This is a genomic window from Moheibacter lacus, assembly GCF_014042165.1.
Classification (GTDB): domain Bacteria; phylum Bacteroidota; class Bacteroidia; order Flavobacteriales; family Weeksellaceae; genus Moheibacter; species Moheibacter lacus.
Window position 1 is genome coordinate 201045 of the sequence record NZ_JACDZE010000001.1, and the last position, 24754, is coordinate 225798.

Below are 24754 nucleotides of genomic sequence, written 5' to 3' on the forward strand. Positions count from 1 at the left end.
ATAAATTAAAAGACACTACAATGGAAAAATCAAAATCACCCAATTTCCATGTTCAAAAATCAGATGAACAATGGAAAAAAGAACTAACGCCTGAACAGTTTTATGTCATGCGAGAAGCAGGTACTGAAAGACCATTTTCCGGTAAATACAATATGCATTTCGAAAAAGGAACTTACACTTGCGGGGCTTGTGACACACCACTTTTCACTTCAGATTCTAAATTTGACGGACACTGTGGCTGGCCGAGTTTTGACAAGGAAATTTCAGAAGGAAAAATACTCGAAAGAGAAGACCATTCTCATGGAATGACCAGAACCGAAATTCTTTGCGCCAATTGCGGAAGCCATCTGGGACATGTTTTTGATGATGGGCCTACAGAAACTGGATTGCGCTATTGTGTGAATTCGCTTTCTTTAGATTTCGAAGAAAAAAATTAAGGATGAAGTATTTATAGCGTATTGATGTAATCCGCTACTTTTTTCAAATCCTTTTCTTTTGATAAATTGATTTTATTATCTTTTAAAAACTTCTCAATTTCTTTGTTTTTTTCTTTAAAAAGTTGAAGGAATTTGTTTTTAGAACTAGGAATTAATATAATGGCACCTTCCGGAGTCCCCAGGAAAAACTCATCTTTAAGTGGCTTATATTCAGCTGTAGTATCTATCCCAAATCCACTTGCAGATTTTTTCCCTTCTACAAAACCTATTTTTTCTCTTTTATAAAGTGAAACTTTTTCGCCAGAAGTTAACTCTATCAAAAAACCTCTTTTCACATCATTCCCATCTTGATAATCTACAATTACATATTTCTTTTTTAAATCATCAAAATTCACCAAATTATATTGGCCTTTATCCAAATCATACGTCACACCATCTTTCTCAAATTCCATTTCATCAAAGAAAGCATTGTACCTCATTTTGAATGGCTTTTCTAAATCGTCGACAAAAGCGTACATGAAATTTTCTTGAAAATATTGTGATCCTTTTGCTTCTTTAGGTTGATTAACTTCTTTGTTCATGGATGAAGTTCCATATAAAGTATTGTACGAATTTCTATTTTGGAAAATGGTTTGTTGACCAAATCCAACTCCAAATCCAAACAATAACAATAAACCCATTATTTTTTTCATAATCCTCAACTATATAATTATTCAATACTACTAAATTAACCGCTTAAAATCAAAATTTTTTCAATAAAAAATCAATAAGACTTAAAACCAATCAAAAAATTTCACAATTCCACTACCTTTGCAAGCTATGAATGCAAACAAACAAATCCTCCGTTTAGGCATCGGTTTATTTATCATGACAATGCTTTTGTTTTTTTTGTTGATCTTTTTATTTTCAACCCAAGGAAGCATTACTGAAGCCCAACTTTTCAACTATTCGGCTTTAATCAATTGTTTTGCTTTGCCGGGGATTTATGCAGGAATGGGTTTTTATAGCGCCTTTAGGGTAGCAAAACAACGCCCGATTTCCTTCAGACAAGCTTGGCAATTGAGTTTTGTACCGATGTTCATCGGTGGATTTTTAAGTTTGGCTGCGATTTTTATCTTTTTCAACACATCAGGCGCTTGGGTAGAAGATAGCCTACAGCGTGGCTGGCATGATTTGGTCATGTCCGGACCCAATGAAGAATTCATGGAAAAAAATGGAGATTTTGTAAAAAATATGACTGATTTGAAAATCAATATGTTTACTTGGAAAACCTTCTTCCTTTCATTTTCCGTCATTCTCTTTTTTTACTTTTTGATTTCGAGTATCTTCGCAGTATTCTTTAAAAACAGACACATCTGATGCATATTTCGGTCGTCATCCCATTATTAAATGAACAAGATTCTCTCGAAGAATTGTTCCAAAGGATCAAATCGGTTTGTCTGGAAAATGAATTCAAATTCGAAGTCATTTTTATCGACGACGGCAGCAGTGATAATAGCTGGAAAGTAATCGAATTCCTATCAGAAGTTAACCCTGAAATCAAAGGCATTCGCTTTCGTAAAAACTATGGAAAATCCCAAGCGCTCATGGCTGCTTTCAAACAAGCTCAAGGTGAAGTTTTCATCACGATGGACGCTGATTTACAAGATTTTCCGGAAGAAATTCCTGAACTTTATGGGGAATTAAAGACAAAAAATGCCGATATCATTTCAGGTTGGAAACAAAACCGACAAGACCCGAAATTGACCAAAAATCTTCCATCCAAAATTTTCAATTCCGTGGCGAGAAAAGTTTCAGGACTAGAATTGCATGATTTCAATTGTGGACTGAAAGCTTATCGAAATGAAGTTGCAAAAGAACTGGAATTGCATGGTGATATGCACAGGTACATCCCAGTTTTGGCAAAAAATTTAGGATTTGGCCGGATTTATGAAAAAAGAGTCCGTCATCAGGCGCGGAAATATGGAAAATCAAAATTTGGGAAACGTCGATTTGTAAATGGTTTTCTGGATTTGATCACGCTTTCCTTTCTGAATAAATTTGGTACCAAACCCATGCATCTTTTTGGTGCTATTGGAACTTTGATGTTTATCATCGGCTTTCTAGCAGCTGTTTATTTAGGTTTAGACAAATTGTTTAAAGTCTACATCCTCGAAAAAAATGCAAGATTGATTACAGACAATCCATTTTTTTACATTTCACTGGTTGCCATGGTTTTGGGAACCCAATTGTTTCTCGCCGGATTTCTGGGCGAAATTCTGGTTCGCTTCACAAAAAACAAACAAGAATTTGAAATACGGGAAACGCTAAATCTGAATTCTAAAAAACAATTTTCTTAAATTGTAACCAATTCTAATTCCAAATATAACCACATGAAAAATATTATCTTACTCTTTTCAATCGCAACGCTCGCAGTTTCCTGTAGTTCAGGAATTGAAGGCGAAGGAGCTGCTACAGCAAAAAAAGAATTCGCAGTGGATCATTTCACTTCATTGGAAACCCATTGTAATTGCGAAATAACTTTAATTCCTTCTGATATTTCAAAAGTGGTGGTAGAATCGCATCAGAATTTAATTGATAATATGGACATCAAAACAAAAGGAAATGACTTGGTTATCAAAGAATTAAAAACTGTTGACAATTATGATTTGTACAATGTCAATGTGTATTTCAATCCAAATCTTAGCGAAGTTGAATTGAACAACCAATCCAAATTAAAAACATCAGGAACGCTAAAAGCAGATCAATTTTCATTTGAAATAAACGACCAATCTTCCATAACCGAAACCTTTTTGGACATCAAAAATTTAGATCTTGATGTTTCGGATCAAACCCAAATCAAGATGACCGGAACTGCGATCAATGTTGAAATAAATGCCTACGATGAATCTCGCACAGATTTAACTGAATTACAAGCAGTGGAAATCGATTTTCATGCAAAAGACAATGCTTCACTTTCCATCTATGCGATGAAAGATTTAAAAGGAACTGCCAAAGATAATGCGCAAGTTTCCTACAAAGGCGATCCCAATAAAAATACAACTGAAAAAGACAGAGCTATCATTCAAAAAAAATAATTCGGAAATGAACAATGCAATGGAAAGAGCCAATCTTTGGCTCAGCGAACAATATGATGTAGAAACAAGAAAATCCGTTCAAGATTTAATGAATCAAGACCCGGCAGAATTAGAAGATGCTTTTTATAAGGATTTGGAATTTGGGACCGGTGGAATGCGCGGAATCATGGGTGTAGGAACCAACCGAATCAACAAATATACGCTCGGAGCAGCCACCCAAGGTCTAGCCAATTATCTCAAACTAACATTTCCTGAAAAAGAAAAATCAGTTGCCATTGCTTACGACGTTCGAAATAATTCCGAATCATTTGCCCGAATCGTAGCGGATATCCTGACCGGAAACGACATTAAAGTTTATTTGTTTGAAGGTTTCAGACCAACTCCTGAATTGTCTTTTGCAGTTCGAAATCTAAATTGCGATGCCGGAATCGTTTTGACAGCTTCGCATAATCCTCCCGAATACAACGGCTATAAAGTCTATTGGAACGATGGCGGTCAAATCGTCCCTCCACAGGACGAAGCCATCATAAACGAAGTCAACAACGTTAAAGCTTCGGAAATTCAATTTCAAGGAAAAGAAGATTTGCTTCAATTTTTAGGCAAAGAAATGGACCAAGCTTTCATTCAAGCTTGTGTCAACCAAATCGGATTTACACAAAAAGGAAAAGAAGAAATCAAAATCGTTTTTACTTCCATTCACGGAACTTCTATCGCCATCATACCAGACGCTTTAAAAGCAGCCGGGTTTACAAATGTGCATATCGTAGAGGAACAAGCCATTCCAAATGGCAATTTCCCAACCGTTAAATCTCCCAATCCGGAAGAACCAGCCGCACTGAAAATGGCAATGGATTTGGCAGATGAAATCGGGGCGGACATCGTGATCGGGACAGATCCGGACGCAGATCGACTCGGAATTGCCGTAAGAAATTTCGATGGGAAATTGGTTTTACTCAATGGAAATCAAACCAATACGGTTTTGGTCGATTATCTTTTACAACAACGACAAAATGACGGAATGGACGGAACAGAATTCATCGGTTCTACCATCGTTACTTCTGATATTTTCTTTGATTTGGCAGAATATTATAACGTCGAATGTAAAGTTGGACTGACCGGATTCAAATGGATAGCGGACATGATCCGAAAAGCAGAAGGAAAACAAACGTTCATAGGCGGAGGAGAAGAAAGTTTCGGATTTATGGTAGGAGATTTCGTTCGGGACAAAGATTCCGTAACCTCTACCCTTTTGGCGTGTGAAATTGCGGCCAATGCAAAAGCCAATGACAGTAGTTTTTATGAAGAATTGTTACATATTTATTGCAAAACCCAATTCTACAAAGAAGATTTGATTTCAATTACAAAAAAAGGAAAAGACGGTGCAGCTGAAATCAGTCAAATGATGGCAGAATTCCGCCAAAATCCACCGAAATCTTTTGATGGTTCGAAAGTCGTCAGACTGGATGATTATCAAATTTCGGTTTCAAAAAATCTATCTTCTGGCGAAGAAAATTCCATTGATATTCCGAAATCCAATGTTTTGATTTTCTATACGGAAGATGGAAGCAAAATCGCAGCAAGACCTTCCGGAACAGAACCCAAAATCAAATTTTATTTTTCAGTCAAAACCAATTTGGACGAAATTTCCGATTTTGAAATAAAAGAAGATGAATTGACTGCAAAGATAGAAAGACTTAAAATCGAATTGAATTAAGAGCCTGTTTTAAATTTTAACTGAATTAATTTCGTATAGTAATATATCTTAACCTTTAAATATCTTTTTATGCTCTTTTTACCGTATTTTATCCTTTTTAATTTTGTTTTAGCCCGCTAAAACTGCAATCAAAAAGAAAAAAATCCATCTAAAAACTGCTATAAAAATAATTATTTATAAAATTTTAAACAGGCTCTAATTGAAATTTAGTTCTTTTAGCCCTATTTTTTAAAAGAAGGTCTCCAGAATATGAAAATAATCTCCATTTTTTTATCCGCAATTTATTATGTGTTTTTTGGGCTCACATTGGTCATCATGCATGTAGTTCAATGGCTTTGCTACAATATAGGCGGCTATTACCCACATCATAAATCAGTTCAGGCGATGAACTGGATATTGGTTGGTTGTACCAAAATCCTCGGTACTTCGCATCGATTTTCAGGAAAAGAAAAACTGAAAGAAGGCGTTCCTTATATCTTTGTGAGCAACCATCAAAGTATGCTGGATATTTCGCCAATCGAATGGTATTTGGCCGATTTTCATCCGAAATTTATCAGTAAAATCGAATTGGGAAAAGGAATCCCGAGCGTTTCCTATAATTTACAAAAAGGTGGTTCAGTTTTGATCGATAGAAAAGACCCAAGACAAGCGCTTCCGGAAATCAAAAAATTGTCCCAATACATCGAAAAACACAAACGTTCTGCAGTCATCTTTCCTGAAGGAACCAGAAGTCGTGATGGGAAATTAAAACCTTTTCGGGACAATGGTTTGAAGATGTTGGTCAAATATGCTCCTTCGGCATTAATCGTTCCGATTACTATAAATAATTCGTGGAAAATCGTAAAAAACGGTTCTTTTCCACTAACTTTGGGAACAAGATTTTCCATTCAGGTTCATGATCCGATTTCACCTAAATCGTTTGAAACAGAAGAATTAATAGTGAAAATCAGAGAAAGTATAGAATCAACATTAGAATCCAAATAATGAATCCAAAAGAAAATGTGCGGCTTGAAGTAATGGAGTTTATCGACAAAGATGTCAATCAATATTTGGATAAATTCCTGATCAGCCCTGAGAAAATTTGGCAACCAACAGACTTCCTTCCTGATTCACAGTCAGATACATTCCTTGATGACATCAAAGAATTACAGGAATTGTCAAAAGATTTGCCTTATGATTTTTGGGTCACTTTAATTGGTGATACGATTACAGAAGAGGCTTTGCCTACTTACGAATCTTGGGTAATGGAAATCGAAGGCGTGGACAATGAAGGTCGAAATGGTTGGTCCAAATGGTTCAGAGCTTGGACTGCGGAAGAAAATCGCCATGGAGATGTTTTGAATAAATTCATGTATCTGTCCGGAAGGATCAATATGCGGGAAGTGGAAATTTCGACACAATATTTGATTTCAGACGGATTTGACATCGGAACGAGTCGTGATCCATATAAAAATTTCGTTTATACCAGTTTTCAAGAATTGGCAACTTATATTTCGCATAATCGGGTTTCAGAAATCGCGAAAAAGAATGGTGTTTTCAGATTGGCAAAAATGTGTAAAATCATTGCAGGAGATGAAATGCGTCATCATTTGGCTTATGTAGAATTCGTGAAACGCATATTTGAAGTTGATCCAAACGAAATGATGTTGGCATTCCAACATATGTTGAAATTAAAAATCGTGATGCCTGCTCATTTTTTACGCGAATCAAATGAACCAATTGGAAGAGCATTTGAAATTTTTTCAGATTCAGCGCAACGAATTGGTGTTTATACTTCCTCAGATTATGTAGACATCATTCGAAAACTAATTAAACTTTGGGGAGTGGAAACCATGTCCAATTTAAATGAAGAAGGAGAAAAAGCACGTGATTTCATCGTGAATTTACCGGATCGATTGGACAGGATTGCACAAAGAATTGTCATCCCAAAAGAATCTCCAAAACTGAAATGGATTAACTCAATTTAAACGACTTATGGATTTATCGACTTATTTAGAAAAGGGATTTTCTTATGCTGATTATATTAAAAAAATTGAAGATCAATTATTTGACTTAAATGAAATAGGAGATCCAAATGGTTTCTCTAAATATTATGCGATGAACTTGAAACGCATCGAAAGATTGGACAAAACATTTGAATTGTCAGCAACCCAAAAATCAAAACTTCAATCTATCCCATCCAATTTTTCCTTATTGGTCATCAGCGAAGGCTGGTGTGGCGATGCTGCTCAGAGCATGCCTGTGGTCAATGTGATCATGGAAGAATTGGGCGTTGAGCAAAAAATTGTATTTCGGGATGAAAATCCGGAATTGATGAATGCCTATTTAACGGATGGAGCCAAATCTATTCCTATGTTTATAGGAGTGGATGAACAAGGAAAAGAGTTGTTTCACTTCGGACCTCGACCGGCTGGCGGCATGGATTTATTGGCCAAACACAAAGAAAATCCGGAAGTTTATACAGCGGATGAATTCCATAAAGATTTACAAGTTTGGTACAATCAAGATAAGGGAGAGAGCATTTTCAATGAATTAATTGCTGAAATTCCCAACTAATTTTTTAACATGAAATTGGACAAAAGAATTTTATTTGGTGGAATCGGTTTGGTCATATTGGGCTTATTTTTCTTTACCCCGATTGGAGATTGGGCAACCGATATGTTGAATAAAAAGACCCTTTCCGGTCAAAGTGTTGAGAAAATCGACCGAAATTTCAATCTAAATGACGAAGCATTGGCCATTTCATTAAAAGGATACAATGGAACTGCTGATACAAATTTAGCTGAGCTCAGAGGAAAAGTGGTTTTCATCAATTTTTGGGGAAGTTGGTGCCCGCCTTGTGTAGAAGAAATGCCAAGCATCCAGAAATTGTATGCGTCCAAAGGTGATCAAATCGCAATGGTTTTGATTACGATGAAAGACAGACCGGAAAAATTCGTTCCTTATTTGCAAGAAAACCAATACACGATGCCGGTTTATGAAGCCAATAGTTTGTTACCTAAATCTATGATTCCAGGCTCTTTCCCGACTACTTATATTTTAAATAAAAAAGGAGAAATCGTTTTAAAAGAAATCAAATCCAAAGATTGGAATGCGCCTGAAGTTCATGAATTGATCGAAAAATTGATTCAAGAAAACTAAATTCTGTTTCTTTATTTAAAAAATTAATACGCTGATTTGATTATTTTTAACTCAAAATCGCATTCATCTTTTATTTTACTGAAATCTCTTTTTCATCACCACTGATAAAGTAATTGTACTGATGTGTAGAAAGTTACACCTAGATCATCTTCTATCTTTCTTCCATCTTTCATCTTCCAAATAAAAATATCACATAAAAAAATGGTCAGGATTTCTCCCGACCATTTAGTATTTGATTGGATCAAATGATTATTTGATAACCAATTTATGAGTTGATGCACCATTTGCAGTATCGATCGTTACCATATAAACTCCACTAGGTAGGTTTACTTGGTAAGACTGATCTAGGTTTCCACCGAAATGATTATTGGTTTTGCTGTAAACTAATTTTCCAGCAGTGTCAAATATTTTCGTAGTGATATCACCTTTAGCAACGTTGTTTGCTTTCAAATAGAATTGACCATTGTTTGGATTTGGATAAAGACCAACCATAGACAAATTCATATCGTTTACGCCCATCGTTCCAACAAGGTTAAATGGTCTAGAAACTGCATAATAGATATTTCCTTCTGCTTCAATCAAGATTCTGCAATCTTCTCCGGCAACTGTACCGGAAGGAATTGTGATCGTTTCAGAACCATCATTTGGCGTACTTGCAGCAACGACTGTAAAGTTCGCTCCATTATCAGTAGACAATGAGATTTTCACGTTTTCAGTGTTAATAGGATCAACATTTGTTCCAGCTACATCCCAAGTAACTTCCATAGTATTGGTACCCAAATCTACATTCAAGTCTTCAGTTGGGCTTGTTACAACAAAAGGACCTGCGTCTCTTACAAAAACGCGCATATCGTCTTCTTTGGTTTGACCTCCTTCAGCATTATTGTCTCTTGCAGTAAAAGTAAAATTAAATACACGTGTTACGGTTGTTATGGATTCCCATTTACTTCTCCAATAACCTAAAGTTTCATTTACCGGAGTTTCCAATACATATTCAAATTTAGGCATGTACCTTACTGGAACAGTTTCATGTGGGTTGGAACGGAAGTTTGGCCCAATTGTTTTGGTAAAGGAAACTCTACTGTTAGCACCTGTAGTTGAACTATTTCCCGTGTCATTTTGCTCCCAATTATAAACCAAAGGATCTCCATCTGGGTCACTACCTGTACCTGTTAAAACAAATGCTGTACCGGTAGGGATGTTATAATCCTCTCCTGCACTTACTTCTGGAGCTAAGTTTGCTAAATCGGTGTTGTTTGCACAAGGCTTGTTTTGTAAATTGTTTTGTACTTGCTGGATACTTCTATACGTAAAATAATCATCAGAATGCGCCTGAACATTTTGTGCTGTAATTCCAGCATACCCCATGATGGTTGATCCACTTCCAGGTTCTACATTTACACCTGTTCCTTCTACAGCATGTGAAAAAGTATGGTTGGCTCCTAATTGATGCCCAAATTCATGCGCTACATAGTCAATATCAAACCAATCCCCTTCAGGCCCTCCACTTCCTGGTGAAGTATAACCTCTTCCTTTAGTTCCATTGACACAAATACAACCGATACAACCAGCACTTCCTCCTCCTCCAGAACGGTGAAAGATATGACCAATATCATAATTGGCAGCACCAATTACAGCATCAAGATTACTTTGCAATTGACTCTGTGTTGTCCCAATACTTCCAGGGTTAGTGTATGGATCTGTTGCAGCATTTAAATAAACTATTTCGTCGTTGTTATCTATCAAAATGAGTTGAAGTGCAAAATCTTTTTCATAAACACCATTTACTCGAGTCATGGTTGCATTAATTCCTCCCATCGCACCAACTAAAGTACCTCCAAAATACTGAGAATACTCACCTGTTACAGACTGCGCCAAACGGAAAGTTTTAAATACACCAGCATCAGATTTGTTAGCATTTACAATTTCATCAGAATCTCCCATCAAAGCTGCAGTTTCTTCAGTTGAACACTCAAAAGGAATGTCTCCTTGATTTCTATGGGTCTTTGAATCAAAAACAACATATTTATTACCATCCTCACTATATTGCTCTATAAATTCAGATTTCCCTGCTCTTAAAGTCATGGATTGAAAACCTGCAGGAGAAGTACTGAAACGCAAATAAGCATTTGGATCGTCGATTCCTATTCCGACATAAGCCCTGATTTCAGGAAATTTTGCTTGCAAGGCAGGTGTAAAATTGGATGCTTCCCAAACTTCATATTTCTCCAATTCTCCATTAGCATTTGGGATAGAAATAATAGTTCCCGCAGAGTTTGTAAAACGTGAGTTTACATTAACCAACTGCTGGTCAAGTGCTTGTCTGTTTAAAGTATAAAGTCCACTTCCCTCTATCCTTTCTTTTCCTTCTTTAACTTTTGCATCACCCAGCTTAGTCGCTGACCATTGTGAAAACCCAACAAATGGTGATACAAACGCTAAAGCCAATAAAATTTTTTTCATGTGTAAGCGTTTTTTTAATTGAATTAATTTATTTTCGTAAATATATTAAATTTTTAAAAATGAGAACACTTCCCATCCGTATTGTTTTTTTTACTTTTATCGTTTTTTTTACGCTGTCTTCTTTTTCCTGTGAGTCATCAAAATTGACCTCAGAATCGGCAACTACAATTTCGATGAACCAAATTTCCATTTCCTATACCGGAATGAGTGGATTTGAACAACATCAAATCAACCAAAACGAAGTGATTACCTCTACAAAAGGAAGAGGTGAAACAACAGCTGACGCTAAAAAAGAAATTTCCAATAAAAATTGGAAACAATTAAATCAATTGGTTTCTCAATTGGATCTTACAAAATTTGAGACTTGGGAAAGCCCAACGCAAGAAAGATTTCATGACGGTGCACGTGCCACTATTATAACCATTGATGCTAATGGCCAAACTTATACATCCCAAGCCTTTGATGAAGGAAATCCACCTGCAGCGTTAAATGATATTTATAAGTATCTAGAATCTATAACCAAGTCATAACAAGAGAATAGATTTCTTTTTGTTCAAATTATTGGAATGCTTTTTGATTTTTATCGTTTGTTGTATACTTAAACTCTAGACAATGAACAAATTAAAATTATTCAAACTCGCAGGAATCATAGGCCTTCAAGCCAAAACTTCCGAAATGTCTGCTACAGAAAGTGCCAAAGCTTTTGCCCGCATGATGATCGATACCGTTTCCGGAAAATACAAACCAAAAAAACGAAACCTACTGATTGGAACTGCAGTAATCGCTTATGTCCTTTCTCCGATAGACATCATCCCCGGTTTTATCCTCGATGATGCCGCCATCGTACTTTTTGCTTTAAAATATTTCGGGAGAGAAATCAACAATTATCTCGAATGGGAAAAAACACAAAAATTCAAAACCATCGTTACCGACGCAGAAATTCTGAATGAACCCTAAAAAAAATACACTTATCGTCATCACAGGCCCCACTGCCATCGGCAAGACGGGGCTTGCTGTTTTTATCGCCAAACAACTCAAAACCGAAATTATTTCTTTTGATTCCCGTCAATTTTACAAAGAAATGAACATCGGAACTGCCGTTCCAACAAAAGATGAATTGGCAGAAGTTCCCCATCATTTTATCCATAATTTAAGTATTCACGAGGATTATACCGTTGGAGATTTTGAACAAGATGCATTGAAAAAACTGGAAGAATTGTTTCAAAAATACGATTCTTTGGTCATGGTAGGGGGTTCGGGAATGTTTGAAAAAGCCGTGACCGAAGGTTTGGATGAATTCCCGAATGTCGATCCCAAAATAAGAGAAGAATTAAACCAAGAATTTGAAATATTCGGCATCGAGAAATTACAGGAAGAAGTAAAAAATTCTGATCCTGATTATTACCAACAAGTTGATCTGAACAACCATCACCGACTCATTCGTGCGCTGGAAATCATTCGCGAAACCGGAAAACCTTTTTCTTCTTTTCGGATAAATAAATCGGCTGAACGGAATTTCAACATAATAAAAATTGGTCTGGAATTACCGCGTGAAGAAATTTATGAACGAATCAATCGTAGAGTGGATTTGATGATGGAAAACGGATTGCTCGAAGAAGTCAAATCTCTTTACGAATTCAAACATTTAAACAGTTTACAAACCGTTGGTTACAGAGAATTATTTGATTATTTGGATGGGAAAATCGATTTTGATTTTGCGGTTTCAGAAATCAAAAAAAATTCACGTCGTTATGCCAAACGACAACTCACTTGGTACAGAAAAGATGAAAACATCCATTGGTTTTCGCCTGATAAAAAAGATGAAATCTTGAATCTAATTTTGAATTTAAAGTCTTAGCGAACTTTGTGTCTTCTTTGTTAACTTGGTGGTTAATTTTACCACAAAGAACACAATGTCTTTTCACAAAGATCACTATTCTACTTTTACCCTAATCTACAACCATTCTCCGTTCCTCTTTCCGGCGAAATCAACACTACATCTTTATTTTCATTGTAAACACCAAGCACCAAACATTCCGACATAAAATCGGCGATTTGTTTTTTCGGAAAATTGACAACAGCCAATATTTGTTTTCCGATCAATTCTTCTTTAGTGTACAATTTCACAATTTGTGCGCTGGATTTTTTGATACCCAACTCACCAAAATCCAATTTCAACTGATAAGAAGGATTTCTCGCTTTCGGAAAATCATTCACTTCCAATATGGTTCCCACTCGAATGTCTATTTTTTCAAAATCTGCCCAAGTAATTTCGTTCATTTTTGTTACTTTTTTACAAATAAAAGATATTAAAGAGTTATAAACGAAAGATTTTTATATAGATTCAAATGTTAAATTTGAAAAATATCTAACTTATTTACTATGACTTCATACGATCTTGTCTTAGACAGTCCTGAAAATAAAGAACTTTTCAAAGATTATCTTTTAAATAGTTCTGATCAACCATTGGTTTGTTTACCAAACTTTAATAAAATCAACATTTTCATTGGGTCAAATAATAGTGGCAAAAGTCGTTTCATTAGGAACTTAATGAAAGTAAAAGAATTTGAAGGAATTAATGACTACATAGAAACAATGAAAAAAATTGATAGTTATAATGAGGAAATTTCTAATTTAAAATCAATAGCAATAAGAAATAAAAATGAAATTCATCAAGGATATGGAGTTATGGGAAGTCAAACTAGAAGACATATTATTAATTCAGATTCTAGTTTAATAGAATTAACAAAAGATTCAAAATTTTTAGATTCATTAGAAATAAACAACAGTAAATTTAATGATGAACACCTTGTTAACTATGTATATAAAGCCAAATTAAAACTTGATATTGTTAAAAATCCTATTAAAGAATACTTACGAGCAAAAACTTACTACATTCCAACACTACGAACAGCACATTCTTTATTTTATTTAGAAGAAAAGGAAGAAAATCAAATCATTCAAGATTCCGATTATCAAAAAATGGAGGAAGATATTTTCTACCATACATTATCCAAAAATTACAAAATAGATAAAGAAATAGAAGTTTTTACGGGGTTGCATCTGTACCGAGAAATTTTAAATGCAAGAAACTCAGAAAGATCAATTAGAAAAAGATTTGAAAAATTTGAATCTTTTATAAGTAAAAACTTTTTTGATGGGAAACCAATAGATATCATTGCGAGATTTCAGAAAGAAGAAAATTTATCGGGAAAGAATTATAGCGAATTGATAAGTATAGATATTGAGGATGACAAACAAACTCGTTATTTATATGATCTAGGTGATGGAATCCAAGCATTAATTATTTTAATGTACAAAATATTTATGGCCGAAGAAAATTCATTTATTTTTATTGATGAGCCGGAAATCAATCTCCATCCCGGAATGCAACGATTATTTTTAGAACAAATAACTACAAATGCAGATTTAAAAAAGAAAAATCTCACCTATTTCATAACCACACATTCCAATCATTTTCTTGATTTGACAATAGAAAAAGAGAATGTTTCAATCTATTCTTTCACTCCAAAAATTAGTGAAGAAAAAACCAAACAGTTTATTGTTAAAAATGTGAATGTTGGCGATAATGAAATATTGCAATCTTTAGGAGTAAATAATTCTTCAGTATTTATGGCCAATTCTAGTATTTGGGTGGAAGGAATTTCAGATAGAAACTATATTAAAGGTTTTTTAAAATCATATTGTAATTTTATTAATGAAACTCCGCCCAAAGAAGACATCGATTTCGCATTTTTTGAATATGCCGGTTCAAACATTGACCATTATTTATTTGAAAAAGAATTTTCAATAGAAGAAAGTAAAATAATAATTAAAGATATCAATGCTTTAGCCTTAAGTAATAAAATATTTCTTTTGGCAGATTCTGACAATGAAAAGAAATCAACTAAAAAAGGAAAACGATTAATAAAACTAGAAGAACAAAAATCGAAAAATTTCATTCCGAAAATTCTTTGGGAAATTCGAGAAATTGAAAATATTCTTCCCAATCAAGTCTGGAAAAAAATTCTGATAAATTTTTGCAATAAATCTTTGGTAAAAAATCACAAAGAAAAGGTTTTGGATAGAATTAATGATGCATTGATAAATATTAATAGTTTAAAATATCAAAAGAAATATATCGGTGAATTTCTAAATGATATAAATAATCAATTAGGGAAAATTAGTAACTCTAATATTTTGAACACTTCAATCTATGAAAAACAAAAAGATGGAAGTTTTGGAACTTTCATAAATAAAAGACAATTAAGCGAATACATTCTTGAGGAAAACATTTCTTGGGAAATCTTTTCTGAAAGTAAATTGATTGAAGAACTTACAATTAGTATTTATGACTTTATTAAAAAGAAATGATTATCTATCTATTAACGCGAAATGCTTAATTTAGCCAAACCAAAAAATCACTATGGAATTACTCAAAGGAAAAACGGCCATCATCACAGGTGCCACGCGCGGAATCGGAAAAGGAATCGCTGAAGTTTTTGCCAAAAACGGTTGCAATGTCGCTTTTACATTTGCTTCTTCAGTCGAAAAAGCCAAAATTCTCGAAAATGAATTGGCAGAATTCGGCGTGAAAGCAAAAGGTTATCAGTCCGATGCTTCGGATTTTGATGCTGCGCAAAAATTGGTGGATGATGTGTTAGAAGAATTTGGGCAAATCGACATCGTCGTGAACAATGCCGGAATTACGCGTGACAATTTGTTGATGCGTATGAGTTTGGAAGATTATGAAGAAGTAATCCGTGTGAATTTGAATTCGGCTTTCAACTTAACCAAAGCCGTGACCAAACCGATGATGAAAAACCGTGCCGGTTCCATCATCAATATGAGTTCTGTAGTCGGTCGTAAAGGAAATGCCGGACAAGCCAATTACGCCGCTTCCAAAGCGGGATTGATCGGGTTTTCAAAATCCGTAGCGCTCGAATTGGGTTCTCGAAACATTCGTTGCAACGTGATTGCGCCTGGCTTCATCGAAACCGAAATGACGGAAAAATTGGATCCAAAAGCAGTAGAAGCTTGGAGAGCCGGAATTCCTCTTAAACGCGGTGGAACACCGGAAGACATTGCAAACGCTTGTTTGTTTCTCGCTTCCGATTTATCCAATTACATCACCGGACAAGTGCTTAGCGTGGATGGTGGGATGTATACTTGATTTACGAAGTACGAGTAACGAAGTACGATTTTTTTAATTTGAAAATATAAGATTTAGATGGAGAAATATATCGTAGTCTATGATTTTTTGTCTTTTGATATTTTCCCAAAAATCTTATCCTTTTTTTTTCCGTTAATTTTCTATTTCATCTCGACCTATGTTTTAAAAAAAACAGAGCAAGGGATAGAAGTATTTGGCAGGTTGCATGATGGAGAAATGGAATATGCTATTTTAAAATTAATGCAATACTTAGGGATTTTTAGTTTTTGTGCATTAATAATCTCTTATTCCTATAAATATTACAATTCTTACCAAATTTTTCATAGCAAGGAATTAATCATAATAGAAGGCAAAATCACAGATTTTAAAGAACCTTATGAAGACGGAAAAAAGTCTGAAAGATTTAATTTGAAGGGTTTCCATTTTGATTATCTAAGTGGTTTGATGCAAGATTGGGGATATAATTCTGAAGGAAATATTAAATCTGACGATTACTTAAAAGTATATTTTTATCAAAAAGAAGATAAAAATGTAATTCTGAAATTAGAGAAGAAGAAAAAATAATTTAATAGAAATCTTTGTGTTCCTTGTGAAATCCTAGTGTCCCTTGTGGTAAAATTCAACCACAAAGTGCACAAAGGGAATCACAAAGGTCACTAAACTAAAAACTACTCCAACATCGACAACTGAATTCGCTTTCGTTCCAAATCCACATCTGTTACGGTCACTTCCACGATTTGGTTCAGGTGAACGACTTGGTTGACATCCGAAATAAATGCTTTGGTGATTTAAGAATATAAAATTGCATATACAACACATTCCGAAACGGTATTGGCGATATTTGACAGAGAAGCAACTCTAAGATTTAGTAATATAAAACAAATTAAAGTTTAATTTTATAAAATATAATTTCAATAAATGAATTGGGAAGGTTTTGTAAAAACTGAAAGACTTGAAATTCAGTCAAAATATGAAAGTGAAATAAGGTTCGGTCCAGCTTATTTTAAACTTAAGTCTATTCCTGAAATTAAGCTTTTAGAATTTGATATTTATGGAGATTGGTTTTATAGACACAAATCATTCCTATTTCTACAACAATGGAATTCAACAAAAACACCAAATACAAATTTGATTTGTATAAACCTTAACTCTTTTGAATATAAAATTGTCTTAGATCGAATTCAGTCTGTATTTTGGCTAATGGAATTCAAAAACGAAAAACTTTATTTCATTGATGATTATAACAAAAAAAAATATTTGATTGATTTGAGTAAATTATAATAATCACTCCACCATCGACAACTGAATTCTTTTTCGTTCCAAATCTACATCTGTAACGGTAACTTCTACAATTTGATTCAAATGAACGACTTGGTTAACATCCGAAATAAATGCTTTGGTGATTTAAGAATATAAAATTGCATATACAACACATTCCGAAACGGTATTGGCGATATTTGACAGAGAAGCAACTCTATAAGATTTAGTAATATAAAACAAATTAAAGTTTAATTTTATAAAATATAATTTCAATAAATGAATTGGGAAGGTTTTGTAAAAACTGAAAGACTTGAAATTCAGTCAAAATATGAAAGTGAAATAAGGTTCGGTCCAGCTTATTTTAAACTTAAGTCTATTCCTGAAATTAGGCTTTTAGAATTTGATATTTATGGAGATTGGTTTTATAGACACAAATCATTCCTATTTCTACAACAATGGAATTCAACAAAAACACCAAATACAAATTTGATTTGTATAAACCTTAACTCTTTTGAATATAAAATTGTCTTAGATCGAATTCAGTCTGTATTTTGGCTAATGGAATTTAAAAACGAAAAACTTTATTTCATTGATGATTATAACAAAAAAAAATATTTGATTGATTTGAGTAAATTATAATAATCACTCCACCATCGACAACTGAATTCTCTTTCGTTCCAAATCTACATCTGTAACGGTAACTTCTACGATTTGGTTCAGGTGAACGACTTGGTTGACATCCGATATAAATGCTTTGGTGATTTTTGAAATATGAACGAGTCCGCTTTGTTTGATGCCGATGTCCACAAAACATCCGAAATTCGTAATGTTGTTGATGATGCCCTGAACTTTCATTCCGATTTTTAAATCTTCGATCGATTTGAGGTTTTTATCAAATTGAACCATCACCGCTTTCTGTCTCGGATCCAGTCCCGGTTTCTTCAATTCTTCCAAAATATCTTTCAAAGTCGGCAATCCCACTTTATCTGAAACATATTTTTCTACATTAATTTGAGCAATTAACCCTTCATTTCCAATCAATTCTTCAGTTGAAACTTTTAAATCTTTTGCCATTTTCTCCACCAATTTGTAGGATTCCGGATGTACAGCCGAATTGTCCAAAGGATTTTTACCATTTGGAATTCGGAGGAAAGCAGAGGCTTGTTGAAAAGCTTTTTCGCCCAATCTCGGAACATTTTTCAAACTTTCCCTCGAATCAAATTGTCCATTTTCTGACCGATAATTCACGATGTTTTCCGCCATTTTCTCACCGATTCCCGATACATAATTCAGCAAATGTTTACTCGCTGTATTCAGATTTACTCCGACTTTGTTCACGCAAAGCATCACAGTTTCATCCAATTCTTCTTTTAAAAGTTTCTGATCGACATCGTGCTGGTATTGTCCCACACCGATGGATTTCGGCTCGATTTTCACCAATTCCGAAAGTGGATCAGCCAGTCGACGACCGATGGAAACCGCTCCACGAACCGTTACATCAAATTGCGGGAATTCATCTCGGGCAATTTTTGATGCCGAATAAATCGAAGCGCCTGCTTCATTGACCACAAAAACTTTTAGGTTTCGATCAAATGGAATCGACTGAATCCAGTTTTCAGTTTCTCTTGAAGCCGTTCCGTTACCTATGGAAATCGCTTCGATTTGATAAGCATTCACCAAAGATTTGATCTTTTTGGAAGCATCATTTTTCTGGTTTTGAGGTGCATGCGGATAAACCGTTTCGTTGTGAATCAAATCTCCTTTTTCATCCAAACAAACGATTTTACAACCGGAACGATAGCCCGGATCAATCGCTAAAATCCGTTTTTCACCGAGTGGAGCTGCGAGTAAAAGTTGTTTCAAATTATTGGAAAAAACCTGAATCGAACTTTTATCAGCCTGTAATTTCGCTTCGTTCAGTCTTTCGTTGGAAAGTGAAGGTTCGAGCAATCTTTTGAAAGCATCAGCAATCGCATCTTCTATGATTTCGACCAAATCAGTTTGATTGGTTTTAAGAATGATATTTTCAATAGTTTCCAAAGCCAATTTCTTTTCAATTCCGACAGAAACTTTAAGAAATCCTTCATTCTCTCCACGTAAAATCGCCAATAAACGATGTGGCGCACAGCGTTTCAAAGGCTCTGAAAAATCAAAATATTGGGAAAATTTCTGGGCATTTTCTTCTTCTTTTTTTGATTTGACCACTTTTGATTCAATTATCGTTTCATAATTGAATTTCCGGCGAAGTTGATTTCTGACGCGCTCATTTTCGTTGATCCATTCGGCCATGATGTACTTTGCGCCTTGAATCGCATCTTCGATTGAATCTATTTCATCCGTTAAATATCGTGATGCCAATTCGTCCAAATCCCGAATCGGATTTTGTTTCATGATAATTTTGGCCAAAGGTTCCAAACCCTTTTCTTTTGCGATCGCGGCTTTGGTTTTTTTCTGTTTTTTGAAGGGCAAATAATAATCTTCCAACAGAATTTCATCATAACAATTTTCAATTTTCTGTTTCAATTCTGAAGTCAAAGCATTTTGTTCTTCGATGGATTTTAAAATGGATGTTTTTCTTTTTTCCAATGCTTCAAAATTCACCTTTAATTTTGCAATCATGGAAATTTGAACCTCATCCAAATCCCCTGTCATTTCTTTTCTGTAACGGGAAATAAAAGGAATCGTACAATCCTCATTTAAGAGTTGAATGGTATTTTCAATCTGTTTTGTGGCAACTTGAATTTGATTTTGAATAAATTGAATGATGGTCATAATTGAATTTGAAAAGGGTTCAAAAATACATTTAAGAAATTAATTTATCGAAGTCATTATAATAATCACCTCAAAAAACCTGATTTCAAACTCTTAATATCTAATTTCTATCTTACCTTTGCAGCTTGAAAATTTTCAAAAAATGCAATTATCCGAACAAGAAATCATCCGACGAGAAAAATTAGCAGAACTCCAGAAAATGGGAATTGAGCCCTATCCTGCTGCCGAATTTGAAATCAATTCATCTGCCCAAGACATAAAACAGAATTATGAAGAAGGCAAACAGGTGAAGCTCGCCGGACGTTTGATGTCGGTTCGGGTGATGGGTAAAGCTTCTTTTGCCGAATTACAAGACAGTTCAGGAAGGATTCAACTCTATGTTCAGCGGGACGATATTTCGACAGATGAAGAAGGAACTGCTTACAACGTTTTGTTTAAAAAACTATTGGATATCGGTGATTTCATCGGGATTGAAGGATATGAATTCAAAACCAAAGTAGGTGAAATTTCCGTTCACGTCACCAAATTGACTTTGTTGTCCAAAACTTTGCGTCCGCTTCCGATCGTGAAAACTGATGACGAAGGAAATGTACACGATGCGTTTACCGATCCGGAATTGCGTTACAGAATGCGTTATGTAGATTTGGTGGTAAATCCGCACATCAAAGAAATCTTTGTAAAAAGAACAAAATTGTTCAATGCGATGCGTGATTTCTTTAATGAAAAAGGCTATTTCGAAGTAGAAACGCCGATTTTACAAGCGATTCCAGGTGGTGCTGCGGCTCGTCCGTTTATGACGCATCATAACGCTTTGGACATTCCGTTATACATGAGAATTGCCAACGAATTGTATTTAAAACGGTTGATTGTCGGTGGGTTTGACGGTGTGTATGAATTCTCTAAAAACTTCCGAAACGAAGGAATGGACCGAACACATAATCCGGAATTTACGGCAATGGAAATTTATGTTGCGTACAAGGATTACAACTGGATGATGGATTTCACCGAAAAGTTGTTGGAGCACTGTGCCGTTCAAGTTAATGGAACGACGAAATCGACTTTTGGCGAACATGAAATCGACTGGAAAGCGCCTTATCCGAGAGTTTCGATGCGGGACGCGATTTTGAAATTCACCGATTTCGACATCAAAGGAAAATCGGAAGAAGATATCAGACAAGCGGCTGTTTCTATGGGAATTGACGTCAACGATACGATGGGAAAAGGAAAACTCATCGACGAAATATTTGGGGAGAAATGCGAAGGAAATTTCATCCAACCGACATTCATCACAGATTATCCGGTGGAAATGTCGCCACTTACCAAAAAACACAGAAGCGAAGAAGGTTTGACGGAACGTTTTGAATTGATGGTTTGTGGAAAAGAAATTGCCAATGCTTATTCGGAGTTGAATGACCCAATCGACCAACGTGAACGTTTTGAAGACCAATTGAAATTGTCCGAAAAGGGTGATGACGAAGCGATGTTCATCGACCAGGATTTCTTGCGTGCGCTGGAATACGGAATGCCACCGACTTCAGGACTGGGAATTGGGATGGACAGATTGATCATGTTTTTGACCAATAACCCTTCGATACAGGAAGTGTTATTTTTCCCTCAAATGAAACCGGAAAAAAAACAAGTTCAGGTAAGTGAAGAAGCGAAATCGGTTTTAGAATTGTTGAATAAAATTGGCAAAACAGATTTAAACGAATTGAAAAACCAATCCGGACTTTCGGGAAAAAAATGGGACAAAGCCATCAAAGAACTGACTGCCAATAAATTGGCGAAAGTTGAAAAAACAGATGATGGGCTTTTTGTGGAAGTCGTTTAAAAGACTTGTGTTCTTTGTGAATCCCGAACTATAGGGACTTTGCGGTTAATTTCATTACCACTAAGTTCACAAAGAAGACACAAAGTTCACTATAGAAGATAGAAAAAAGAACTGCCGGATGGTAGTTCTTTTTTTGAATTAAATTTTCCGTTTCTTCCCTAAATTCATCAAAATAATCGCAAAAAGGATGATCGCGATTCCCAACCATTGAATCCCCAAAACCGGTTCATTTAATAAAACAAATGCCATGGTTACCGAAACCGGAAGTTCTATGGAGGAAATGATACTTCCCAGTCCCAGTCCCGTTCTAGGAAAACCCAAATTGAATAAAATCGGCGGTAAAATCGTTCCGAAAATGGCTAAAAACAAACCATATTTCCAAAAGATAGAAAAATCAAATGACCGCGTTTGGTAAAAGGTAAAGCCGATTTGGTGGTAAAAGTTAACCAATCCTTCTGATAAAGAAGGTACAAACTGAGTGAAAGTAGCAAAGGTCAAAATAACTATGGTTCCACCGCTCAACATCAAAAAACTCTTTCTGAAAACGGGAAGATAATTCCCTAATTTATTGGAAGTAAACATAGTAGTCGAGAAAGAGCAAGCAGCCAGCATCCCAAACAAAATCCCGCGCCAGTCCAATTCGATTTTAGAATGAACCAAATTGGTAGCCAAAACAGTTCCTAATAAAATAATAATCGTAGCAATGATTTTCCGAATTGTTGGCAGTTGTCTATGTAAAATACTCTCTACAACTACGCTAATCCAAACAGATTGCATCAGTAAAACGATGGCGATGGAAACATTGATAAATTGAACCGATAAATAGTAGAATAAGCTCGTGAAACCTAGTGAAGTCCCGGCCAGCATTAATTTGATAACATCTGATCGAGAAGGTTGAGGCAATGCTTTTTCTGAACGTTGAGTTTGAATGATATTTAACAATAATAAACCGATGAACCCAAGTGTAAATTGGGAAGTTGTGACCTCTGCCGTTGTAAATCCTTCTTGATAAGCGATTTTTACAATCGTAGCCAGCATTCCATAAATACTCGCCCCAAAACCCACCAATAAAACCCCCTTTAAAACCTCTCTGCTTGACATAATTCAAAAATGACCTGCAAAATTCCAATTATTTTATGCATTGAACAAATCATTTGCATTAATTTAAACCAAAATTCCACCAACAATCAATCTGATCGGTCATCATGTGCATCAAAAGTCCGATGGCCATGATTCTGGTTTTGGGAAAAAAAAGCATCAAAAAGTATATCCCAATTGCCCAATAGGTATGAAGTGGATGAAAATTGATGCTGCAACGATTGGGATCAAAAATGGGCGAAGCCAATAAATGATCCAAGTCTACCAACATGGTCAACAATAAAATGACGTAGACTTTTTTCCAATCCTTTCTAAAAAAAGAAAAAGCAACAATCAATGGAAATCCTAAATGCAAAAAATAATGTACAAAATCTTTCATTTTTTTAAAAAAGTTCAACGTCATATTTGGCGCTAAACTAGGAATTTCTACAATTGGTTATAAACGCAGAATAAAAAAACGCAAACCCCAAAAGATTTGCGTTCCTTATAAATAATAAAAACAAAATTATTTGCTTTCTTCCACATTATGCTGACCATGAGCTCCTTTTACATGCTCATTTACAGTCAAATCTGGATTTACCGAATAAGCACTTCCAAATCCATTTACATAAGAACCGGATTTTGGTCTCAAATCAAACAATACAAAATCATTTAATTCAGCTAGCATTTTTACGATGTTTCCATGTCTTGCTTCCAAAGCTTTAACGGATTCATTAAAAAATTCGCTTTCGTTATCCACCAAAACCGCTTCACAATCAAGTGTCAAACGATTTCTGGCATAAATTTGTTTGTGTGCGGTTTCGTCTTCGATCAACATCACCGAAACCTTTTTTTGGTCGCGTAAGTTTTTGGTGTGTTTGGCCATAAAGGAAACCAAAACCTGAAAGCTCCCATTTAAATTGGCAAACGGTGCATAACTGGAATTGGGATTTCCCTCTGCATCAATTGTTCCTAAAATAACCGATTTAGTATTTTCAATTAATTCACCAATTTTTGGTGCTTTTGGCTTTACTTTCTTTTGATCTTCTATTATATTACTCATGTCGAACGTTTTGAATTTATAGCTTCAAAATTAATCAATCCAATTGAGTTGAAATATGATATAAAATAGTTGGAGCAATTTTGTCTAATTATTCAAATTGGAAAATTATTCGGTTACATAACTCTCCACACTCGGAGAAGTACAAATCAGGTTTCGGTCTCTCGTCCATTCTATCAGTCAAACTGCTTTTTATGGAGAATTTCTAAAAAAATTTCTGAATATCTCTACTTCCATGTAATACGCGAACTATCCTGATGTGATTTTGTAAAATTCTATAAAAAATCACATGAGAAACAAATGGAAAACTAAATAGTCCTTGCTTAATTTCATTTCGATTTTTACCCATTTCAGGGTTTTCTGAGAGATTTTCAAAACAATTTTTTAATTCAATTAAATATTGAATGGCAACATCTTTTCCAAATCTAAAATTCCCATATTCGTAAATTGATTCGATATCTTCTTGGGATTTTTTAGATAAAATGTATTTATCCATTTCTTTTTGATGCTATGATTTGATCCATGGTCACGGAAGCATTTTCCCCTTCCCAACCCAATTCAATTTCTTTTCTCAAATCCTGAATTACCTTTTCTCTGTAGATTTTATGAAGTCGCAAAGCATCTCTAACCAATTCGCTGTTGTTTTGATATTCGCCAGAAGCAACTTGTTCAGAAATATATTCTTCTTGTTTTTTGGTCAAACTGACATTCATAAGAAATTAATTTTATCTAAATATAGCAAATTTAGA

The 24754-nt window shown here is 34.9% G+C and carries 28 protein-coding genes and 1 pseudogene; 18 read left to right on the forward strand and 11 right to left on the reverse strand.

Annotation, left to right across the window (positions count from 1 at the left end; genetic code table 11):
- The first annotated feature begins 20 nt into the window (after positions 1 to 20).
- Positions 21 to 437, forward strand: coding sequence for a peptide-methionine (R)-S-oxide reductase MsrB (gene msrB, locus HU137_RS00885; protein ID WP_246361461.1), 417 nt, complete (start codon positions 21 to 23; stop codon positions 435 to 437).
- Between the two features lie 11 nt (positions 438 to 448).
- Here msrB and HU137_RS00890 read toward each other — a convergent pair whose 3' ends face one another.
- A complete protein-coding gene (locus tag HU137_RS00890) occupies positions 449 to 1129 on the reverse strand; it encodes a hypothetical protein (protein ID WP_182041927.1) in 681 nt (226 codons plus the stop codon).
- Between the two features lie 127 nt (positions 1130 to 1256).
- Between HU137_RS00890 and HU137_RS00895 the strand changes: the two genes are divergently transcribed.
- The 8 genes from HU137_RS00895 to HU137_RS00930 all read left to right on the forward strand — a co-directional run bounded on the left by HU137_RS00895 (position 1257) and on the right by HU137_RS00930 (position 8369).
- Positions 1257 to 1796 carry a DUF4199 domain-containing protein gene (locus tag HU137_RS00895; protein ID WP_182041928.1) on the forward strand — a complete coding sequence of 180 codons (540 nt, stop codon included), beginning with the start codon at positions 1257 to 1259 and terminating at the stop codon, positions 1794 to 1796.
- Entirely contained in the window at positions 1796 to 2776 is a 981-nt protein-coding gene (locus tag HU137_RS00900) for a glycosyltransferase family 2 protein (protein WP_182041929.1), read from the forward strand. The genes HU137_RS00895 and HU137_RS00900 overlap by 1 nt, the downstream gene beginning before the upstream one ends.
- Before the next feature lie 33 nt (positions 2777 to 2809).
- On the forward strand, positions 2810 to 3514 hold the full coding sequence (locus tag HU137_RS00905; protein ID WP_182041930.1) for a GIN domain-containing protein: 705 nt from the start codon (positions 2810 to 2812) through the stop codon (positions 3512 to 3514).
- A 7-nt stretch (positions 3515 to 3521) separates the two neighbouring features.
- Entirely contained in the window at positions 3522 to 5228 is a 1707-nt protein-coding gene (locus HU137_RS00910; RefSeq protein ID WP_182041931.1) for a phospho-sugar mutase, read from the forward strand.
- Between the two features lie 249 nt (positions 5229 to 5477).
- A complete protein-coding gene (locus HU137_RS00915) occupies positions 5478 to 6212 on the forward strand; it encodes a lysophospholipid acyltransferase family protein (RefSeq protein ID WP_182041932.1) in 735 nt (244 codons plus the stop codon).
- Entirely contained in the window at positions 6212 to 7195 is a 984-nt protein-coding gene (locus HU137_RS00920) for an acyl-ACP desaturase (RefSeq protein WP_182041933.1), read from the forward strand. Before HU137_RS00915 ends, HU137_RS00920 begins: the two co-directional genes overlap by 1 nt.
- A 7-nt stretch (positions 7196 to 7202) precedes the next feature.
- Positions 7203 to 7784: a thioredoxin family protein gene (locus tag HU137_RS00925; protein WP_182041934.1), complete on the forward strand. Its 582-nt coding sequence runs from the start codon at positions 7203 to 7205 to the stop codon at positions 7782 to 7784.
- 9 nt (positions 7785 to 7793) lie between these two features.
- Entirely contained in the window at positions 7794 to 8369 is a 576-nt protein-coding gene (locus HU137_RS00930) for a TlpA family protein disulfide reductase (protein ID WP_182041935.1), read from the forward strand.
- A gap of 249 nt (positions 8370 to 8618) precedes the next feature.
- On the opposite strand, the gene HU137_RS00935 is transcribed toward HU137_RS00930, so the two are convergent.
- Positions 8619 to 10832, reverse strand: coding sequence for a zinc-dependent metalloprotease (locus tag HU137_RS00935; protein WP_182041936.1), 2214 nt, complete (start codon positions 10830 to 10832; stop codon positions 8619 to 8621).
- Between the two features lie 59 nt (positions 10833 to 10891).
- Between HU137_RS00935 and HU137_RS00940 the strand changes: the two genes are divergently transcribed.
- The 3 genes from HU137_RS00940 (at position 10892) to miaA (ending at position 12690) form a co-directional block, all read left to right on the forward strand.
- Positions 10892 to 11362 (forward strand): hypothetical protein, encoded by a 471-nt coding sequence (locus tag HU137_RS00940; RefSeq protein ID WP_182041937.1) that lies wholly within the window; start codon positions 10892 to 10894, stop codon positions 11360 to 11362.
- 82 nt (positions 11363 to 11444) lie between these two features.
- Positions 11445 to 11789, forward strand: coding sequence for a YkvA family protein (locus tag HU137_RS00945; protein WP_182041938.1), 345 nt, complete (start codon positions 11445 to 11447; stop codon positions 11787 to 11789).
- The gene (miaA, locus tag HU137_RS00950; protein ID WP_182041939.1) at positions 11779 to 12690 is read left to right on the forward strand and encodes a tRNA (adenosine(37)-N6)-dimethylallyltransferase MiaA; all 912 of its coding nucleotides are present in this window, start codon (positions 11779 to 11781) and stop codon (positions 12688 to 12690) included. Before HU137_RS00945 ends, miaA begins: the two co-directional genes overlap by 11 nt.
- 86 nt (positions 12691 to 12776) lie before the next feature.
- Here miaA and HU137_RS00955 read toward each other — a convergent pair whose 3' ends face one another.
- Positions 12777 to 13112: a tRNA-binding protein gene (locus HU137_RS00955; protein ID WP_182041940.1), complete on the reverse strand. Its 336-nt coding sequence runs from the start codon at positions 13110 to 13112 to the stop codon at positions 12777 to 12779.
- A 102-nt stretch (positions 13113 to 13214) separates the two neighbouring features.
- Here HU137_RS00955 and HU137_RS00960 point away from each other — a divergent pair, with 102 nt between their 5' ends.
- The 3 genes from HU137_RS00960 to HU137_RS00970 are packed head-to-tail and all read left to right on the forward strand — an operon-like array spanning position 13215 to position 16569.
- A complete protein-coding gene (locus HU137_RS00960) occupies positions 13215 to 15206 on the forward strand; it encodes an AAA family ATPase (RefSeq protein WP_182041941.1) in 1992 nt (663 codons plus the stop codon).
- A gap of 52 nt (positions 15207 to 15258) precedes the next feature.
- Positions 15259 to 16005, forward strand: coding sequence for a 3-oxoacyl-[acyl-carrier-protein] reductase (gene fabG, locus HU137_RS00965; protein ID WP_182041942.1), 747 nt, complete (start codon positions 15259 to 15261; stop codon positions 16003 to 16005).
- Between the two features lie 57 nt (positions 16006 to 16062).
- Entirely contained in the window at positions 16063 to 16569 is a 507-nt protein-coding gene (locus HU137_RS00970) for a hypothetical protein (protein WP_182041943.1), read from the forward strand.
- Between the two features lie 104 nt (positions 16570 to 16673).
- Here HU137_RS00970 and HU137_RS13100 read toward each other — a convergent pair.
- Positions 16674 to 16781, reverse strand: a pseudogene (locus HU137_RS13100) (S1 RNA-binding domain-containing protein); the annotation flags it as partial.
- Positions 16782 to 16923: 142 nt separating this feature from the next.
- Between HU137_RS13100 and HU137_RS00980 the strand changes: the two are divergent.
- Positions 16924 to 17286, forward strand: coding sequence for a hypothetical protein (locus HU137_RS00980; RefSeq protein WP_182041944.1), 363 nt, complete (start codon positions 16924 to 16926; stop codon positions 17284 to 17286).
- A 3-nt stretch (positions 17287 to 17289) separates the two neighbouring features.
- Here HU137_RS00980 and HU137_RS13105 read toward each other — a convergent pair whose 3' ends face one another.
- Positions 17290 to 17409 carry a S1 RNA-binding domain-containing protein gene (locus HU137_RS13105; protein WP_182043283.1) on the reverse strand — a complete coding sequence of 40 codons (120 nt, stop codon included), beginning with the start codon at positions 17407 to 17409 and terminating at the stop codon, positions 17290 to 17292.
- A gap of 132 nt (positions 17410 to 17541) precedes the next feature.
- Between HU137_RS13105 and HU137_RS00990 the strand changes: the two genes are divergently transcribed.
- On the forward strand, positions 17542 to 17904 hold the full coding sequence (locus HU137_RS00990; protein ID WP_182041945.1) for a hypothetical protein: 363 nt from the start codon (positions 17542 to 17544) through the stop codon (positions 17902 to 17904).
- 3 nt (positions 17905 to 17907) lie between these two features.
- Here the strand turns inward: HU137_RS00990 and HU137_RS00995 are convergent, their stop codons facing one another.
- The gene (locus HU137_RS00995; protein ID WP_182041946.1) at positions 17908 to 20037 is read right to left on the reverse strand and encodes a Tex family protein; all 2130 of its coding nucleotides are present in this window, start codon (positions 20035 to 20037) and stop codon (positions 17908 to 17910) included.
- Positions 20038 to 20179: 142 nt separating this feature from the next.
- Here HU137_RS00995 and lysS point away from each other — a divergent pair, with 142 nt between their 5' ends.
- Entirely contained in the window at positions 20180 to 21868 is a 1689-nt protein-coding gene (gene lysS, locus HU137_RS01000; RefSeq protein ID WP_182041947.1) for a lysine--tRNA ligase, read from the forward strand.
- A gap of 138 nt (positions 21869 to 22006) precedes the next feature.
- Here the strand turns inward: lysS and HU137_RS01005 are convergent, their stop codons facing one another.
- From HU137_RS01005 to HU137_RS01025, 5 genes are all read right to left on the reverse strand, one after another.
- Positions 22007 to 22969, reverse strand: a complete 963-nt coding sequence (locus HU137_RS01005; protein WP_182041948.1) for an EamA family transporter — start codon at positions 22967 to 22969, stop codon at positions 22007 to 22009.
- 58 nt (positions 22970 to 23027) lie between these two features.
- Complete coding sequence (locus HU137_RS01010) at positions 23028 to 23345, reverse strand: DUF6122 family protein (RefSeq protein ID WP_182041949.1); 318 nt, start codon at positions 23343 to 23345, stop codon at positions 23028 to 23030.
- A gap of 126 nt (positions 23346 to 23471) precedes the next feature.
- Positions 23472 to 24008, reverse strand: coding sequence for a pyridoxamine 5'-phosphate oxidase family protein (locus HU137_RS01015; protein ID WP_182041950.1), 537 nt, complete (start codon positions 24006 to 24008; stop codon positions 23472 to 23474).
- A 202-nt stretch (positions 24009 to 24210) separates the two neighbouring features.
- Positions 24211 to 24501, reverse strand: coding sequence for a type II toxin-antitoxin system RelE/ParE family toxin (locus HU137_RS01020; RefSeq protein WP_182041951.1), 291 nt, complete (start codon positions 24499 to 24501; stop codon positions 24211 to 24213).
- Positions 24494 to 24718: a type II toxin-antitoxin system ParD family antitoxin gene (locus HU137_RS01025; protein WP_182041952.1), complete on the reverse strand. Its 225-nt coding sequence runs from the start codon at positions 24716 to 24718 to the stop codon at positions 24494 to 24496. The genes HU137_RS01020 and HU137_RS01025 overlap by 8 nt, the downstream gene beginning before the upstream one ends.
- Between the last annotated feature and the right edge of the window lie 36 nt (positions 24719 to 24754).

Coding starts and splice junctions, on each gene's coding strand:
- msrB (WP_246361461.1), top strand. CDS start 21: ATGGAAAAATCAAAATCACCCAATTTCCATGTTCAAAAATCAGATGAA.
- HU137_RS00890 (WP_182041927.1), bottom strand. CDS start 1,129: ATGAAAAAAATAATGGGTTTATTGTTATTGTTTGGATTTGGAGTTGGA.
- HU137_RS00895 (WP_182041928.1), top strand. CDS start 1,257: ATGAATGCAAACAAACAAATCCTCCGTTTAGGCATCGGTTTATTTATC.
- HU137_RS00900 (WP_182041929.1), top strand. CDS start 1,796: ATGCATATTTCGGTCGTCATCCCATTATTAAATGAACAAGATTCTCTC.
- HU137_RS00905 (WP_182041930.1), top strand. CDS start 2,810: ATGAAAAATATTATCTTACTCTTTTCAATCGCAACGCTCGCAGTTTCC.
- HU137_RS00910 (WP_182041931.1), top strand. CDS start 3,522: ATGAACAATGCAATGGAAAGAGCCAATCTTTGGCTCAGCGAACAATAT.
- HU137_RS00915 (WP_182041932.1), top strand. CDS start 5,478: ATGAAAATAATCTCCATTTTTTTATCCGCAATTTATTATGTGTTTTTT.
- HU137_RS00920 (WP_182041933.1), top strand. CDS start 6,212: ATGAATCCAAAAGAAAATGTGCGGCTTGAAGTAATGGAGTTTATCGAC.
- HU137_RS00925 (WP_182041934.1), top strand. CDS start 7,203: ATGGATTTATCGACTTATTTAGAAAAGGGATTTTCTTATGCTGATTAT.
- HU137_RS00930 (WP_182041935.1), top strand. CDS start 7,794: ATGAAATTGGACAAAAGAATTTTATTTGGTGGAATCGGTTTGGTCATA.
- HU137_RS00935 (WP_182041936.1), bottom strand. CDS start 10,832: ATGAAAAAAATTTTATTGGCTTTAGCGTTTGTATCACCATTTGTTGGG.
- HU137_RS00940 (WP_182041937.1), top strand. CDS start 10,892: ATGAGAACACTTCCCATCCGTATTGTTTTTTTTACTTTTATCGTTTTT.
- HU137_RS00945 (WP_182041938.1), top strand. CDS start 11,445: ATGAACAAATTAAAATTATTCAAACTCGCAGGAATCATAGGCCTTCAA.
- miaA (WP_182041939.1), top strand. CDS start 11,779: ATGAACCCTAAAAAAAATACACTTATCGTCATCACAGGCCCCACTGCC.
- HU137_RS00955 (WP_182041940.1), bottom strand. CDS start 13,112: ATGAACGAAATTACTTGGGCAGATTTTGAAAAAATAGACATTCGAGTG.
- HU137_RS00960 (WP_182041941.1), top strand. CDS start 13,215: ATGACTTCATACGATCTTGTCTTAGACAGTCCTGAAAATAAAGAACTT.
- fabG (WP_182041942.1), top strand. CDS start 15,259: ATGGAATTACTCAAAGGAAAAACGGCCATCATCACAGGTGCCACGCGC.
- HU137_RS00970 (WP_182041943.1), top strand. CDS start 16,063: ATGGAGAAATATATCGTAGTCTATGATTTTTTGTCTTTTGATATTTTC.
- HU137_RS00980 (WP_182041944.1), top strand. CDS start 16,924: ATGAATTGGGAAGGTTTTGTAAAAACTGAAAGACTTGAAATTCAGTCA.
- HU137_RS00990 (WP_182041945.1), top strand. CDS start 17,542: ATGAATTGGGAAGGTTTTGTAAAAACTGAAAGACTTGAAATTCAGTCA.
- HU137_RS00995 (WP_182041946.1), bottom strand. CDS start 20,037: ATGACCATCATTCAATTTATTCAAAATCAAATTCAAGTTGCCACAAAA.
- lysS (WP_182041947.1), top strand. CDS start 20,180: ATGCAATTATCCGAACAAGAAATCATCCGACGAGAAAAATTAGCAGAA.
- HU137_RS01005 (WP_182041948.1), bottom strand. CDS start 22,969: ATGTCAAGCAGAGAGGTTTTAAAGGGGGTTTTATTGGTGGGTTTTGGG.
- HU137_RS01010 (WP_182041949.1), bottom strand. CDS start 23,345: ATGAAAGATTTTGTACATTATTTTTTGCATTTAGGATTTCCATTGATT.
- HU137_RS01015 (WP_182041950.1), bottom strand. CDS start 24,008: ATGAGTAATATAATAGAAGATCAAAAGAAAGTAAAGCCAAAAGCACCA.
- HU137_RS01020 (WP_182041951.1), bottom strand. CDS start 24,501: ATGGATAAATACATTTTATCTAAAAAATCCCAAGAAGATATCGAATCA.
- HU137_RS01025 (WP_182041952.1), bottom strand. CDS start 24,718: ATGAATGTCAGTTTGACCAAAAAACAAGAAGAATATATTTCTGAACAA.